Origin of the sequence: Pseudomonas sp. AB6, assembly GCF_034314105.1 — a bacterium.
Classification (GTDB): Bacteria; Pseudomonadota; Gammaproteobacteria; order Pseudomonadales; family Pseudomonadaceae; genus Aquipseudomonas.
The window spans coordinates 56328-70858 of record NZ_JAVIWJ010000001.1 but is presented as its reverse complement, the minus strand read 5'-3'; the positions used below and the strand labels follow the sequence as shown (position 1 = coordinate 70858).

At 54.5% G+C, this 14531-nt stretch carries 16 protein-coding genes and 1 tRNA gene; 9 read left to right on the top strand and 8 right to left on the bottom strand.

Going from position 1 to position 14531, the window contains the following annotated elements; genetic code table 11:
• Positions 1-6: 6 nt before the first annotated feature.
• Entirely contained in the window at positions 7-321 is a 315-nt protein-coding gene (locus tag RGW60_RS00400) for a YkgJ family cysteine cluster protein (protein ID WP_322201101.1), read from the top strand.
• 247 nt (positions 322-568) lie between these two features.
• On the opposite strand, the gene RGW60_RS00395 is transcribed toward RGW60_RS00400, so the two are convergent.
• From RGW60_RS00395 to hemA, 6 genes are all read right to left on the bottom strand, one after another.
• Positions 569-1087, bottom strand: coding sequence for an acyloxyacyl hydrolase (locus RGW60_RS00395; RefSeq protein ID WP_322201099.1), 519 nt, complete (start codon positions 1085-1087; stop codon positions 569-571).
• Between the two features lie 113 nt (positions 1088-1200).
• Positions 1201-2001, bottom strand: coding sequence for a glutamate racemase (gene murI, locus RGW60_RS00390; protein ID WP_322201097.1), 801 nt, complete (start codon positions 1999-2001; stop codon positions 1201-1203).
• The gene (locus tag RGW60_RS00385) at positions 1994-2749 is read right to left on the bottom strand and encodes a molybdopterin-synthase adenylyltransferase MoeB (protein WP_322201095.1); all 756 of its coding nucleotides are present in this window, start codon (positions 2747-2749) and stop codon (positions 1994-1996) included. The genes murI and RGW60_RS00385 overlap by 8 nt, the downstream gene beginning before the upstream one ends.
• Entirely contained in the window at positions 2743-3585 is an 843-nt protein-coding gene (prmC, locus tag RGW60_RS00380; RefSeq protein WP_322201093.1) for a peptide chain release factor N(5)-glutamine methyltransferase, read from the bottom strand. Before prmC ends, RGW60_RS00385 begins: the two co-directional genes overlap by 7 nt.
• The gene (gene prfA, locus RGW60_RS00375; RefSeq protein WP_322201091.1) at positions 3586-4668 is read right to left on the bottom strand and encodes a peptide chain release factor 1; all 1083 of its coding nucleotides are present in this window, start codon (positions 4666-4668) and stop codon (positions 3586-3588) included.
• Complete coding sequence (hemA, locus tag RGW60_RS00370) at positions 4665-5942, bottom strand: glutamyl-tRNA reductase (protein WP_322201089.1); 1278 nt, start codon at positions 5940-5942, stop codon at positions 4665-4667. The genes prfA and hemA overlap by 4 nt, the downstream gene beginning before the upstream one ends.
• A gap of 228 nt (positions 5943-6170) precedes the next feature.
• On the opposite strand from hemA, the gene RGW60_RS00365 reads away from it, so the two are divergent.
• The 8 genes from RGW60_RS00365 (at position 6171) to ychF (ending at position 13081) form a co-directional block, all read left to right on the top strand.
• Entirely contained in the window at positions 6171-7898 is a 1728-nt protein-coding gene (locus RGW60_RS00365) for a tetratricopeptide repeat protein (protein WP_322201087.1), read from the top strand.
• A gap of 4 nt (positions 7899-7902) precedes the next feature.
• Positions 7903-8520 (top strand): lipoprotein insertase outer membrane protein LolB, encoded by a 618-nt coding sequence (lolB, locus tag RGW60_RS00360; protein ID WP_322201086.1) that lies wholly within the window; start codon positions 7903-7905, stop codon positions 8518-8520.
• 5 nt (positions 8521-8525) lie between these two features.
• Positions 8526-9374 carry a 4-(cytidine 5'-diphospho)-2-C-methyl-D-erythritol kinase gene (gene ispE / locus RGW60_RS00355; RefSeq protein ID WP_322206814.1) on the top strand — a complete coding sequence of 283 codons (849 nt, stop codon included), beginning with the start codon at positions 8526-8528 and terminating at the stop codon, positions 9372-9374.
• A 35-nt stretch (positions 9375-9409) separates the two neighbouring features.
• Positions 9410-9484, top strand: a tRNA-Gln gene (locus tag RGW60_RS00350).
• 46 nt (positions 9485-9530) lie between these two features.
• On the top strand, positions 9531-10472 hold the full coding sequence (locus tag RGW60_RS00345; protein WP_297840316.1) for a ribose-phosphate pyrophosphokinase: 942 nt from the start codon (positions 9531-9533) through the stop codon (positions 10470-10472).
• 137 nt (positions 10473-10609) lie between these two features.
• The gene (locus RGW60_RS00340) at positions 10610-11209 is read left to right on the top strand and encodes a 50S ribosomal protein L25/general stress protein Ctc (protein ID WP_322201084.1); all 600 of its coding nucleotides are present in this window, start codon (positions 10610-10612) and stop codon (positions 11207-11209) included.
• Positions 11210-11374: 165 nt separating this feature from the next.
• Positions 11375-11959, top strand: a complete 585-nt coding sequence (gene pth / locus RGW60_RS00335) for an aminoacyl-tRNA hydrolase (protein WP_322201082.1) — start codon at positions 11375-11377, stop codon at positions 11957-11959.
• A 21-nt stretch (positions 11960-11980) separates the two neighbouring features.
• A complete protein-coding gene (ychF, locus tag RGW60_RS00330) occupies positions 11981-13081 on the top strand; it encodes a redox-regulated ATPase YchF (RefSeq protein WP_322201080.1) in 1101 nt (366 codons plus the stop codon).
• Between the two features lie 78 nt (positions 13082-13159).
• On the opposite strand, the gene RGW60_RS00325 is transcribed toward ychF, so the two are convergent.
• Both RGW60_RS00325 and RGW60_RS00320 read right to left on the bottom strand, forming a co-directional pair.
• Complete coding sequence (locus RGW60_RS00325) at positions 13160-13801, bottom strand: DUF1109 domain-containing protein (protein ID WP_322201078.1); 642 nt, start codon at positions 13799-13801, stop codon at positions 13160-13162.
• Positions 13798-14370, bottom strand: a complete 573-nt coding sequence (locus tag RGW60_RS00320) for a sigma-70 family RNA polymerase sigma factor (RefSeq protein WP_322201076.1) — start codon at positions 14368-14370, stop codon at positions 13798-13800. Before RGW60_RS00320 ends, RGW60_RS00325 begins: the two co-directional genes overlap by 4 nt.
• Positions 14371-14531 lie beyond the last annotated feature (161 nt).

The following is a 14531-nucleotide window of genomic DNA, read 5'->3' as shown; positions in this document are numbered from 1 at the left end:
GCGCCTATGACAACCACCAATATTCCGCTGACTCAACTCCCCGCAGAACCGGCCATCACGTGTTCGACCTGCGCAGCCTGCTGCTGCCAACTGGAAGTGATGCTGATCACTGACACTGGCGTGCCTGAGCGTTACATCGATAACGACGATTGGGGTGGCGAGGTCATGCTGCGGTTGGATGACGGCTGGTGTGCAGCCTTGGATCGCAACACCATGCTGTGCACCATCTACGAAAAACGCCCATTGATTTGTCGCGAGTTCGAGGCAGGTGCTGAAGATTGCCTGAACGAACGCCGCGGTATAGCTACGGCGTATCGGTAATTATTTCTGCCGCCAGGTTCCGGCGAAGCCAACGAACGGTGCCAGGAGACACGCAATCCGAGAAACCTAAATTTCTGGAGCCGACTTGTTGGCAAAGGAATCTCGCGGGGAGTCAGTCACGCCACCTCGCTAACACGCTCGCGCCTACAGAGAGCTGAACGGAGCCCCAAAAGTTGGACATAGATCCAATCTCTGGGGCGCATTTCAAGCAACAAGGATTGAGGTCATCTCCCGCCGTCGTTCAAACCTAGAACGGAACCGTGTAGTGCAGCGCGTAAGTCTCTATACCCGCATTTGGCTCTTTGATGCCGCCGTTGGAATAATGCATCGCACGAATACCCACTTCATGCCCACCGGCAAAACGCAAACCAAACCCGACGCGGTCTTCGAATAGAAAAGCGGTGCTTAGATTCTGCCCTTCCACACGTGTACTGGAAAATACCGCCACGCCAATACCCGCTTCCAGATAAGGCTTAATGCTTGCCGAACCGAACTCATAAACAAAAACTGGCGAAAACGACAAGCTGTTATTGCCTGATGTCTTGTTTCCGGTCCAATAGGTATAAGCACCGTTCCAATAGCCCGTCAGTCGCCCAACGTCTGTCTGGAACCAGCTTTTATCCCAATCAAACTGCACGCCCAATCGGTAAGTCTGCGTCGACTCCCCTGTCTCCCCGACTGACAACTCAAGACCCGCTGCTTGAGCAATAAAACTTTGCCCCATTAATGCGGCCGCAATCGCAGCCAAACAAAACAGTCGCTTCATCAGAAACACCCTATTTACATAACGTTTCAGGAATTTTTTTAATCACAGACTTTTTATAGAAATCCCGACGCCCGCTTAAGTTCCAGCCCAACTCTGCGCCTTTGACACATTTTTTACATTGCGAAGAATCGCACATCGCCAGATTTATTCCATAGCAATGGCAATATGTTTTTAAAAACCTCTGGAGAGGCGCTGGTCCAGAAGTGCGTTTCTTGAGCGGGGCCTTGCGCCAGCAAGTTGCGCTGGCCAAGTAAACGTTGAAGCTGACGCGCTACAGCGCCACCAGTGTCGATCAGACTAATGGACTTCGGGATCATTTCGCGCAGCAGCGGTTTGAGGAAGGGATAGTGCGTGCAACCCAAAATAATGGTGTCGCAGCCCGCAGCCAGCAAAGGTTCGACGTAACTGCGCAGCAAAGTGTGAATAACAGGGCTGACCAAGTCTCCGGTTTCGATCAACTCGACCAGGCCCGGGCACGGCTGAGTAATCACCTGCACATCAATGGCGAATCGATCAAGTAACGCTGCGAATTTTGCGCTTTGTAGCGTGCCCGTGGTTGCCAATACCCCGATCACGCCGCTTCGAGTCGCCGCTGCAGCCGGTTTGACGGCGGGCTCCATGCCGACGATGGGCCAGTCTGGATAACGCTGGCGCAAATCGGCGACCCCTGCCACCGTGGCGGTATTGCACGCCAGCACCAGCGCTTTAGCACCTTGTACATGGAAAAAATCAGCGATGACCGCACAGCGTTGACGAATGAACTCGGTGGTTTTCTCGCCATAGGGAATGTGACCGCAGTCAGCCACGTACAGTAATGATTCGTTGGGCAACAGGCTGCGAATCTCACCTAAAACCGATAATCCACCCACCCCGGAATCGAATACTCCGATGGCCGCTTCATTTTTTTTAGTCATGCGCGCAGGCACAGACACTGCACGCAGGATCTCGTTTGACCCTGATTTCCCGAAAGCGGCTGGTCAAGGCATCAACCAACAATAGCCGCCCCACCATAGGCTCTCCAAAGCCGGCAAGCAGCTTCAATGCTTCCAACGCCTGTAAACTGCCGACCACCCCAACCAAGGGGCCAATCACGCCCGCTTCGCTGCACGTCAATTCGTCTTCGTTGCCGTGACCGTAAAGGCAGTGATAGCAAGGGCTCTCGGCACGCCGGGGATCGAATACCGATAACTGGCCTTCAAGGCGAATCGCTGCACCACTGACCAACGGTTTGCGGGCGGCGACACAGGCCGCATTTACCGCTTCGCGAGTGCCAAAGTTGTCGGAGCAATCGAGGACCAGATCCACTGACGCAACGACTGCCGCCAGGCTGTCGGCGTCGAGAGCACTGCGATGGGCAATTAATTTCAATTCCGGGTTGAGGGCCGTAAGACGTTCGATGGCCGAATCGACTTTACTCTGCCCCACGCTGCGGCTGTCATGAATGATCTGCCGTTGCAGATTGGTCAGGTCCACGGTGTCGAAGTCGGCCAAATGCAGTTCACCGACCCCGGCCGCCGCCAAGTACAAAGCCACCGGAGAACCAAGACCACCAAGGCCAACGATCAGTGCACGGCTGTTTTTGAGACGTAACTGACCCTCGATATCAACGTACTGCAACAAAATCTGTCGGCTGTAACGCAACAGTTCCGAGTCAGTCAGCATGGACGGCGGCCCAGGGTAATTCGTTCATGGCTGCCCAAGTCCATGCGGCTATGAATACGTTCGAACCCTTCGCCAGCCAGCAGGTCACGCACGGCAGCAGCCTGATCGTAACCGTGCTCAAGCAGCAACCACCCACCCGCCTCGAGATGTTCAGGCGCCTGCGCAATAATCAGACGTATGTCATCCAGGCCATCAACCCCCGCCACCAGCGCGCTGCTCGGCTCAAAACGCACATCACCCACTGACAGGTGGGGATCGGCAGCCGCTATATAAGGAGGATTGCTAATGATCAGATCGAAACGCTGCCCCTGGAGGGCGCTGAACCAGTGGCTTTTCAGGACGATGGCGTTATCCAGGTGCAGCCGATGACGATTGCGCTCCGCCAAGGCCACGGCTTCCGGCACGCGGTCTACAGCGGTCACAACCCAGGCTGGACGCTCATTTGCCAGCGCCAAGGCAATTGCTCCGGTGCCGGTACCGAGGTCGAGCACCGTCACCGGCGCCAATGTCGGCGTTGCTGCATGCAATTCCAGCGCTGCCTCAACCAACAGCTCAGTGTCAGGCCGAGGAATCAGCGTGTGCGGTGCGACTTCCAGGTCAAGCTTCCAGAAACCTTGCTGGCCCAGAATATAAGCCACCGGTTCACCTGTTCGCCGCCGCGCCAAGTAGGACGCGAACATCAGCGCCGCTTCGGTGCTGACTATTCGTTCTGGCCATGTGTGCAAAAAGCTTCGAGGCTTTCCCAGAGCTGCTGCCAACAGTAACTCCACATCCAGACGCGCAGTCGGCGAATCAGGAAGCTCGGCGCCTCTTAACAAGCTGGCGATAATCGTCATTTATTCACCCAATGCTGCAAGTTGATCGGCCTGATACTCAGCTAGAAGTGGCTCTATCACTGCATCGACTCCGCCCGCCAAAACTTCATCAAGAGAATACAGCGTCAAGTTGACACGGTGATCCGTCACCCGCCCCTGAGGGAAGTTGTACGTGCGAATTCGTTCGGATCGGTCGCCCGAGCCCACCAACAGTTTACGCTCGCTGGCGATAGCATTGGCTGCCGCGCTGGTTTGCTGATCATTGAGTTTTGCTGATAGCCAAGACATCGCCCGCGCGCGGTTTTTGTGCTGGGAACGCTCCTCTTGGCACTCAACGACAATACCGGTCGGCAAGTGAGTTATACGCACTGCCGAGTCGGTCTTGTTGACATGCTGGCCGCCTGCGCCTGAAGACTTATAAGTATCCACCCGCAGGTCGGAGGAATTGATTTCAATTAATTGCTGCTCATCAGGTTCTGGCAAGACCGCCACGGTGCAAGCAGACGTATGGATTCGGCCCTGGGATTCGGTCTCTGGAACGCGTTGTACTCGATGCGCGCCGGATTCGAATTTCAATTTGCCATAGACGTTTTCGCCTTCGACACGAGCAATGACTTCTTTAAAGCCGCCATGCTCGCCAATATTCTCAGAGAGAATTTCCACGCGCCAGCCACGGCGCTCGGCATAACGCGAATACATACGGAACAAATCGCCGGAGAATATCGCTGCTTCATCACCACCGGTGCCAGCACGAATTTCCAGAAAGACATTGCGGCCGTCATTTGGGTCTTTTGGCAGCAACATGCGTTGCAATTGACCTTCGAGGTCAATTAACCGGGCTTTGGCTTCACGAACTTCCTCGCTGGCCATTTCACGCATATCCGGGTCGCTGTCTTTGAGCAATGCCTGCGCGGCTTCCATATCGCTCACGACTTTGAGCAACTGAATGTAAGTCACGACAATCGGTTCTACTTCAGCGTATTCGCGGGAATAGGCGCGAAATTTATTTTGCTCGGAAATGACTTCGGCATCGCCCAGCAGTGCGGTCAATTCCTCGTAGCGGTCATTGAGGATGTCCAGCTTATTGAGCAGTGAAGCTTTCATTGCGGGGGTTTATCCGTCGAGCCCTCATCAAGGGCAAAAAGTTCCTGGGCCATGGCCAGCGCATCAAGGCGGCCCTCGGCTGTCAGCTTTTTCAGTTGCACACTAGGTGCATGCATCAGTTTGTTCGTTAGGCCGCGAGCCAGCTGCATCAGCACGTCTTCAGCACTGCCGCCGTTGGCCAGCATCCGCTGTGCTTTGAGCAGTTCGTCATCTCGCAGGCGCTCGCTTTGCTGGCGGTAGGCTTTAAGCACATCCACCGCCGCCAATTCGCGCAGGCGCAGCATAAAATCGTTGGCGCCAATCATCACCAGTTCTTCAGCTGCTTGCGCGGCGCCTTGGCGACTCTTGAGGTTTTCAGCAACCACTTCGTGCAGGTCATCGACGCTATAAAGGTAAACGTCGTCCAATTCACCGACTTCAGGCTCAATGTCCCGAGGAACAGCGATATCCACCATGAAAATCGGTTTGTGCTTACGCAGCTTCAAGGCGCTTTCCACCGCACCCTTGCCCAAAATCGGCAACTGACTGGCAGTAGAACTGATAACGATGTCGCTGTTGACCAGCTCTGCGGGAATGTCTGAAAGCAACACCGCGTGCGCGCCAAATTCGGCAGCCAGGATACTGGCGCGTTCCAGCGTGCGATTGGCCACTACAATACGCTTCACGCCCAGTTCGTGCAGGTGTCGGGCGACCAATGTAATGGTTTCACCTGCGCCAATCAGCAACGCCTGACTGCGTTGCAAGTCGCTGAAAATCTGTTTCGCCAAACTTACCGCGGCAAACGCAACCGATACCGGGTTTTCACCGATGGCCGTTTCAGTACGCACCTGTTTGGCTGCGTTGAACGTGGCCTGAAACAGTCGACCGAGCAGTGGGCCGATGGTCCCTGCTTCCCGTGCAACGGCGTACGCGGATTTCATTTGGCCAAGAATCTGTGGCTCGCCCAATATCAGTGAGTCAAGCCCCGAGGCCACCCGCATCATGTGACGAACTGCCGCATCATCTTCGTGCACATAAGCGCTGGCCCGCAGCTCTTCCAGGCTCAAATGATGATAATCGGCCAACCAACGCAGAACCGAGTCGGCAGCAATGTTGTCGTGTTCGATGTAAAGCTCACTGCGATTGCAGGTCGAGAGGATTGCAGCTTCGCGGCTATCGGTGAGACGGCAAAGCTGCTGCAACGCCTCTACCAACAGCTCAGGCGTAAATGCCACGCGCTCGCGGACATCGACTGAGGCAGTCTTATGGTTAATACCGAGTGCAAGGAAGGCCATTCAAGGTCGCTGATGGTGACGTGAAGCCGGCAATTGTCCTACTTCGCCTGATTCAGAACAACTACCGCAGACTATTGTCCTAATAGGGATGCTCACTTGATACCGATAATCTGGGGTGTTTTCATCCAGGAATCGGGCAAGCCGAGTAGTTTTCGCACCGGCTGTGGGTTTGCTCCAAGGCTTGTGTCATGATGATCTGACCGCAGGTAAGTCGTCCTTTCCCTATATATGAATAGATCCTCCGCGTTATTTCTCGCCTTTGTCTTTTTAAACGGCTGCCAAGCCTTGGCTCCCGTTTCTCCGGACGCAACCGCTCCGGCCTTAGACACAACACCCGCGCCTGTCGCCAAGCCGCAGGTCTATAGCTCATTTTCTCAAGACACGGTTGTCAGCCTGTTGGCAGCGGAGCTGGCTGGCCAGCGCAATCGCTTCGACATCGCCCTGGATAATTACGTCACTCAGGCGGTCAACACCCAGGACCCCGGGGTTTCCGAGCGAGCTTTCCGGATTGCCGAGTACCTGGGCGCCGATCAGGCTGCACTGGAAACATCGTTAATCTGGGCGAAAAACGACCCCACCAATCTTGAAGCTCAACGCGCTGCAGCAATTCAACTGGCCCGCGCCGGACGCTACGACGAATCCATGGCGGATATGGAGAAGGTACTTCAAGGGCAAGGCGATACGCATTTCGACTTCTTGGCACTGTCTGCTGCAGAAACCGATGTAGATACGCGCAATGGTCTGTTGAAAAGCTTTGACCGTCTGCTTAAGAAATATCCGAAGAACGGCCAACTGATATTTGGTAAAGCCTTACTCCTTCAGCAAAACGGTGATACCGAAGCGGCCTTGAAGTTGCTGGAAGACAATCCGCCGACTGACGGTGAGGTTGCACCTATTCTGTTGCGAGCACGCATTCTTCAAGGAATGGACCGTGGCAAAGAAGCCCTGCCCATCCTGCAAAAAAACATCAAAAAATACCCTGATGATAAACGTCTGCGCTTGACATACGCACGGATGCTGGTCGAGCAGAATCGCATAGATGAGGCCAAGATCGAGTTCTCAAGTCTGGTGCAGCAATTCCCGGACGACGACGAACTGCGTTATTCACTGGCGCTTGTCTGCCTTGAGGCCAAAGCTTGGGACGAAGCCGTCGGTTACCTCGAAGACTTGATCGGTCGCGGCAGTCACGTTGATTCGGCGCACCTGAACCTCGGTCGTGTTGACGAAGAACGCAACGCTGCTGACAAAGCCCTGATTGAATATGCCCAAGTTGGCCCCGGCAACGATTACTTGGCCGCACAGTTACGTCAGGCAGATATTTTGATGAGTCACGGCCGTACCGCTGAAGCGTCCAAACTTCTGGCTTCGGCACGTGATGCTCAGCCCGATTACGCGGTCCAGTTGTATTTGATCGAAGCGCAGACACTGGAAAACAGCAAGCAATTTGATCAGTCATCGCGCGTGTTGGAACTGGCGCTGAAGCAATTTCCTGATGACCTGAACTTGCTCTATACCCGCGCCATGCTGGCGGAAAAACGCAACGATCTGGTGCAGATGGAAAAAGACCTTCGCGCCATCCTGAAGCGCGAACCAGACAATGCCATGGCGCTGAACGCATTGGGTTACACGCTTTCAGACCGTACAACGCGCTACGCCGAAGCTAGAGAGCTGATCGAACGCGCCCATCACCTTAACCCGGAAGACCCGGCAGTCCTCGACAGCCTCGGCTGGGTGAACTACCGCTTGGGCAACCTTGATGAAGCTGAACGCCTACTGCGACAAGCCCTGAAACGCTTCCCCGACCATGAAGTAGCCGCTCACTTGGGCGAAGTCTTATGGGCCAAAGGCAACCAGCGCGAAGCTCGCAAAGTCTGGGGCAAGGCCCTTGAACAACAACCTGACAGCCCAATTCTGCGCAGCACTCTGCGGCGCCTGACCGGATCTGAGACTCTTTAATTTTATGTTTTTGCGCCACGTTATAGTTTTTAGCTTGATCACCCTGCTCGCCGGCTGCGCCGGTTTTACTAACCGCGAAGCCGTGCAGGGCCAAGGCAGCCCCGCGCAATGGCGCGAACATAAAGCACAACTGAGCAGCCTGGACGGCTGGCAAATTAGCGGCAAGGTGGGTATTCGTGCGCCCAAGGATTCGGGGAGCGGCACCTTGTTCTGGTTACAGCGACAAGACTATTACGACATCCGACTATCTGGTCCCTTGGGACGCGGCGCAGCACGATTGACAGGTCGTCCAGGCACCGTGGCGCTAGAAGTCGCCAACCAGGGACGCTTCGAGGCCTCCAACCCCGAAGACCTCCTACAAGCGCAGTTAGGCTGGAAGTTACCGGTCTCGCATTTGGTGTGGTGGGTGCGTGGCCTTCCTGCCCCGGACAGCAAAAGCAAACTGACGCTCGACGGTGACAGTCGCCTTGCCAGCCTTGAACAAGATAATTGGCAAGTCCAATACCTCAGCTATTCGGAACAGAACGGCTACTGGTTGCCCGAGCGCATCAAGCTGCATGGGCAAGACCTTGATGTCACCCTGGTGATCAAGGACTGGCAGCCGCGCAAATTGGGGCAGTGAGCATGATGACTGAACGCTTGACGCTGCCCGCGCCGGCCAAGCTCAACCTTATGCTACATATTCTCGGCCGCCGCGCTGATGGCTACCACGAACTGCAAACACTATTTCAGTTTCTCGATTACGGCGACGAACTCAGTTTTGCAATACGCGATGACGGCCGCATCCAGCTACAAACTGACATTCCAAATGTCTCCCACGACTCCAATCTGATCGTCAGAGCCGCTCGCGCACTGCAAAAACAGGCTGGCAGTAGCCTTGGCGCAGACATTTGGCTGGAAAAACGCCTGCCCATTGGAGGGGGAATCGGCGGTGGAAGCTCCGATGCAGCTACTACTTTGCTGGGCCTAAATCACCTGTGGAAACTCGGCTGGGAAGAAGATCGTTTGGCCGCTCTAGGCCTTACACTGGGCGCAGACGTCCCGGTTTTCGTACGTGGCCACGCAGCTTTTGCCGAAGGTGTCGGAGAAATATTGACCCCTGTAGACCCCGAAGAACCGTGGTATCTGGTGCTTGTGCCGCAAGTATCTGTAAGTACAGCAGAAATTTTTTCAGATCCGCTGTTGACACGTGACACTCCTCCAATTAAAGTGCGCCCCGTTCTTGAGGGAAACAGTCGAAATGACTGTCAACCAGTTGTAGAGAGGCGTTATCCAGCCGTTCGTAACGCTTTGAATTTGCTGGGCAAATATGCCGACGCAAAATTAACTGGTACTGGAAGTTGTGTGTTTGGGGCCTTCCCAAACAAAGCTGAAGCTGATAAAGTCTCGGCCCTTCTAACAGAGACCCTTACAGGGTTTGTAGCGAAGGGGAGCAACGTTTCGATGTTGCACCGCAAGCTGCAAGAGCTGTTCTAAGAACTGAGTGCTGGGCACTCAGATGCAACAATTACAGGGGCGTCGCCAAGCGGTAAGGCAGCAGGTTTTGATCCTGCCATGCGTTGGTTCGAATCCAGCCGCCCCTGCCATTTTCTATACTCATCCAGGTATACCCTCAGCCGGCAGGTAGTGCGCGTGTCCAAGATGATGGTTTTTACGGGGAACGCCAACCCCGATCTAGCTCGACGTGTAGTACGTCAGCTACATATCCCACTAGGTGATATCTCCGTCGGTAAGTTCTCCGATGGTGAAATCAGCGCTGAGATTAACGAAAACGTTCGCGGTAAAGACGTGTTCATTATTCAGCCGACTTGTGCCCCAACGAACGATAACCTGATGGAACTGGTAGTGATGGCAGACGCCTTCCGCCGCTCCTCGGCTTCTCGTATCACTGCGGTAATCCCATACTTTGGTTATGCCCGTCAGGATCGCCGTCCGCGCTCCGCACGTGTAGCAATCAGCGCAAAAGTTGTGGCTGACATGCTGACGGTAGTCGGGATTGATCGTGTTCTAACGGTTGATCTGCATGCTGACCAAATTCAGGGATTTTTCGATATTCCGGTAGATAACATCTACGGCTCCCCAGTATTGGTGGATGACATTGAAGATCAACGCTTCGAAAACCTGATGATCGTATCTCCGGATATTGGCGGCGTCGTGCGTGCACGTGCTGTTGCTAAATCTCTGGGCGTCGATCTCGGGATCATCGACAAGCGCCGTGAAAAAGCTAATCACTCGGAAGTGATGCATATCATCGGCGATGTTGAAGGGCGTACCTGTATTTTGGTCGATGACATGGTCGATACCGCCGGCACTTTGTGCCACGCGGCAAAGGCCCTTAAAGAGCATGGCGCTTCCAAGGTTTTCGCTTACTGCACACACCCTGTGCTGTCGGGTCGGGCGATCGAGAATATTGAAAATTCCATGCTGGACGAATTGGTGGTAACTAACACCATCCCATTGTCCGCTGCTGCTCAAGCCTGTTCACGTATCCGTCAATTGGATATCGCACCGGTAGTCGCCGAGGCGGTTCGCCGCATCAGCAACGAAGAATCGATCAGCGCGATGTTCCGCTAAGGGCTCTGCCCTACGCTACATCTAGTTGTCGAAAAGCGCCCCGCCCCAACCTATTGTTGGAGCGGGGCTTTTTTGCCCATATCGCCTTGGCGCCGGTCGCAAACGCTGGGCGAATGTGGTTATTTTGGAGAAACACCATGAATGAATTTACTTTAAATGCTGAACTGCGTTCTGACCTGGGGAAAGGTGCGAGCCGCCGCCTGCGTCGTCTCGCGAGCCTGGTTCCAGCTGTAGTTTACGGTGGCGAAAAAGCCCCTGAATCCATCAGCATGACCGCCAAAGAAGTTGCCAAGCTGCTAGAAAACGAAGCTGCTTTCAGCCACGTTATCGAATTGAATATTGCCGGCGCCAAGCAGAACGTCGTTATCAAGGCACTGCAACGTCACCCAGCTAAAGGTCACGTGCTTCACGCTGACTTTGTGCGTGTAATTGCCGGTCAGAAACTGACCGCCCACGTACCAGTGCACTTCATCAATGAAGAAGCTCCTATCAAGAAAGGCGGCGAAATCTCGCACGTTATTTCTGAAGTTGAAGTGACTTGCCTGCCAAAAGATCTGCCTGAGTTCATCGAAGTCGACCTGGGTAACGCCGAAGTCGGTTCGATCGTACACTTGTCAGACCTGAATGCACCTAAAGGTGTTGAGTTTGTCGCACTCGTGCACGGTAACAACTTGGCCGTAGCCAACGTTCACGCGCCACGTGTAGCGCCGACTGAAGACGCAACCGCAGCCGAGTAATTCATTACTTGGCAACGTCGGAGTTGCTCAGAAAACACCGGGAGCGATAGTCAGGCAAAGTGGGCGAGATCGCGGAGTTTACATCATGGTAAATGAGCTAATTTCGCCTATTGCTGCCACTGTCTATATCGGTGTTATCCACAACTCCAAGGAAGAGCCCCTGTCGTGACTGCCATACAACTGATCGTTGGCCTGGGAAATCCAGGCGCCGAATACGAACAGACCCGGCATAACGCAGGGGCTTTTTTTGTTGAGCGCATTGCTGCGGCACACCACATCAATCTAGTTGCCGAGCGCAAATTTTTTGGCCTGACCGGGCGCTTTAGTCACTTGGGTCAGGATGTTCGTCTGCTGATTCCCACCACGTTCATGAACCGCAGCGGACAATCAGTCGCGGCGCTTGCTGGCTTTTATCGTATCCCGGTAGACGCCATACTGGTGGCTCACGATGAACTTGATCTGCCACCCGGCGTTGCCAAGCTCAAGCAAGGCGGCGGCCATGGCGGTCATAACGGGTTACGCGACATCATCGCGCAACTCGGCAATCAAAATACATTCCACCGCCTGCGGCTTGGCATTGGCCACCCGGGTGATGCCAGTAAGGTCTCTGGATTTGTCTTGAGTCGAGCGCCTCGCGCCGAGCAGGAAAAACTGGACACCAGTATCGATTTTGCCCTCGGCGTGCTGCCGGATATCTTCGCCGGTGAATGGAACCGTGCGATGAAGAACCTGCACAGCCAGAAGGCTTGACTAACTCCGAGGGGAAATATCATGGGATTTAACTGCGGCATCGTCGGCCTACCTAACGTCGGCAAGTCCACTCTTTTCAACGCCCTGACTAAATCCGGCATTGCGGCAGAGAACTTTCCCTTCTGCACCATTGAGCCGAACACCGGCATTGTGGCGATGCCTGACGTACGCCTTGATGCCTTGGCAGCCATTGTCAAACCAAAGCGTATCTTGCCGACTACCATGGAGTTCGTCGATATCGCTGGCCTAGTCGCGGGCGCATCGAAAGGTGAAGGGCTGGGCAACAAGTTCCTCGCCAACATCCGTGAAACCGATGCAATCGCTCACGTCGTCCGCTGCTTCGAAGACGAGAACGTTATTCACGTTTCCAACAGCGTTGACCCCAAACGTGATATCGAGATCATTGACCTGGAATTGATCTTCGCCGACCTCGACAGCTGTGAAAAACAACTGCAGAAAGTCACGCGCAATGCCAAAGGCGGTGACAAGGACGCAGTCATTCAGAAAGGCTTGCTGGAACAACTCATCACTCACTTCACCGAAGGCAAGCCAGCGCGCAGCCTGATGAAGAACATGAGCACCGATGAGAAGGCAGCCATTCGCGGCTTCCACCTGTTGACCACGAAGCCAGTCATGTACATCGCCAACGTTGCCGAAGACGGCTTCGAAAACAACCCGCTGCTGGACGTGGTTCGCGCCATTGCCAAAGAAGAAGGCGCGATTGTGGTGCCGGTTTGTAACAAGATCGAAGCAGAAATTGCCGAACTTGATGATGGCGAAGAAAAAGACATGTTTCTCGAAGCCCTAGGCCTTGAAGAACCCGGTTTGAACAGGGTAATTCGTGCTGGTTACGAGATGCTGCACCTGCAAACCTACTTCACCGCTGGCGTTGAAGAAGTCCGTGCGTGGACCGTCCGCGTCGGCGCCACCGGTCCTCAAGCTGCAGGCGTAATTCACACCGACTTCGAAAAAGGCTTCATCCGCGCCGAAGTCATCGCCTATGACGACTTCATTCAGTACAAGGGCGAAGCCGGTGCTAAAGAAGCCGGTAAATGGCGCCTGGAAGGCAAGGAATACATTGTCAAAGACGGCGACGTAATGCACTTCCGCTTTAACGTCTGACGAATTCCGTGGAGTTTCACAGCGTTTGGTAAACCTCAAAACCCTCGTAACCGCTAGCCGATACGGGGGTTTTGTTTGTTACCAACGAAGCCATCGCGGCCCGAGCAACGCACCGATGGCTGCTGGAACCAGCATGCCCAGTAAGTACCAGGCGCCCCAAAATGGAACTTCCATTTCTGGGCAATGCAAGCTGTATGCAAGCGTAGCCATCGCACCGGCCATCAATCCGCCACAGGCACCTGCTAGTACCAGTCGCGTGGGCGCAAGTCCACGTAGGGCCCAGAAAACGGCAATGAATCCTGGAATCGACAGCAAGGTAATGTTCAACGCACACACCCGCCACGTCTTGCCGAGGATAATCGCAACGCGCGCATCGGGTGCTGCGCTCATGAGGACATAAAGGGTGCCGGCCCATACCGCCGCAACTGCCGCAACGATCAGGAGTTTTCCGGAGCCAAGGGTTGTGCCGGGTCTTGCCAGCCGCGAAACCGAACGGAGCGCACCCATCATCAGGCATAGAGGAAAACCGATCTTCGCCCAAAAAATTGGCGTTGCCGCAATTTTAGCCAGGTCTGGACGAATGCCCAGTACAGTCGCCACCAACAAGGTGGCAGCCATTAGTCCCACCAACACGGCGACACCAAAGCGTTTGGGCAGGGCATTGCGGTCAACCGGGGTAACGCCCGACGCGAGCATGGTAATAAAATCGTCAGTTTTCATCGTGCACCTATAATTCTCGCCGCCAACGCCTTAAGCCCGCGATGTATGCCTATCTTCACAGCCGACTCCGATAATCCCGTCATGTGCGCAGTTTCCGTTACCGTCAATCCTTCAAGCTTCACATGCACGATGGGTAGACGCTGACGTTCAGGCAGCTGCGCCAACAACTTGCGTAGGTCGCGACTGGCCTGCGCAGGTTCTAGCTCGGGCTCGGCAAACAGCTCGGACACATCGTCGAGACAGTCGTTAAACACCTCACGGCGTGACCTGCCTCGAAAAAAATCAGTAAGCTTGTAGCGCGCAATAGCAAAGACCCAAGCGGTCAGAGGTTGATCCACTCGGTACGTATGGCGCCCGTTATGAACGGCGAGTAAGACCTCTTGCAACAAGTCCTCGGATTCTTCGGGTTGCCGTTGAAGTTTCGCTCGCAAAAAGCCGCGCACATGACCGCTTAATTCAGACAGAAACTCCCGATAAGCCCATTCGTCTCCGTTTAAACCGTCGAGGAACAAGCGTTGAAGATGGAGTTCTCTGCTGCGCAACGTGTCGTTATGTGTAATTCGTTCCATCGTCCGCCCTGGTTACACGAAGGATAAAAATATTTCGTACCTGCATAACGGCAATGCCAATAACGGGCAGGCGATCATGCTTGTGTTCAACGGCGGAAGGCAACCAGCGGGTTTATTTCGCATATCCAAAAAATATTTTGCGATTGCTGTAACCGGATACG

Coding starts and splice junctions, on each gene's coding strand:
- ychF (WP_322201080.1), top strand. CDS start 11,981: ATGGGATTTAACTGCGGCATCGTCGGCCTACCTAACGTCGGCAAGTCC.
- RGW60_RS00320 (WP_322201076.1), bottom strand. CDS start 14,370: ATGGAACGAATTACACATAACGACACGTTGCGCAGCAGAGAACTCCAT.
- RGW60_RS00325 (WP_322201078.1), bottom strand. CDS start 13,801: ATGAAAACTGACGATTTTATTACCATGCTCGCGTCGGGCGTTACCCCG.
- RGW60_RS00395 (WP_322201099.1), bottom strand. CDS start 1,087: ATGAAGCGACTGTTTTGTTTGGCTGCGATTGCGGCCGCATTAATGGGG.
- ispE (WP_322206814.1), top strand. CDS start 8,526: ATGACTGAACGCTTGACGCTGCCCGCGCCGGCCAAGCTCAACCTTATG.
- prmC (WP_322201093.1), bottom strand. CDS start 3,585: ATGACGATTATCGCCAGCTTGTTAAGAGGCGCCGAGCTTCCTGATTCG.
- RGW60_RS00385 (WP_322201095.1), bottom strand. CDS start 2,749: ATGCTGACTGACTCGGAACTGTTGCGTTACAGCCGACAGATTTTGTTG.
- lolB (WP_322201086.1), top strand. CDS start 7,903: ATGTTTTTGCGCCACGTTATAGTTTTTAGCTTGATCACCCTGCTCGCC.
- prfA (WP_322201091.1), bottom strand. CDS start 4,668: ATGAAAGCTTCACTGCTCAATAAGCTGGACATCCTCAATGACCGCTAC.
- murI (WP_322201097.1), bottom strand. CDS start 2,001: ATGACTAAAAAAAATGAAGCGGCCATCGGAGTATTCGATTCCGGGGTG.
- RGW60_RS00400 (WP_322201101.1), top strand. CDS start 7: ATGACAACCACCAATATTCCGCTGACTCAACTCCCCGCAGAACCGGCC.
- RGW60_RS00340 (WP_322201084.1), top strand. CDS start 10,610: ATGAATGAATTTACTTTAAATGCTGAACTGCGTTCTGACCTGGGGAAA.
- hemA (WP_322201089.1), bottom strand. CDS start 5,942: ATGGCCTTCCTTGCACTCGGTATTAACCATAAGACTGCCTCAGTCGAT.
- RGW60_RS00365 (WP_322201087.1), top strand. CDS start 6,171: ATGAATAGATCCTCCGCGTTATTTCTCGCCTTTGTCTTTTTAAACGGC.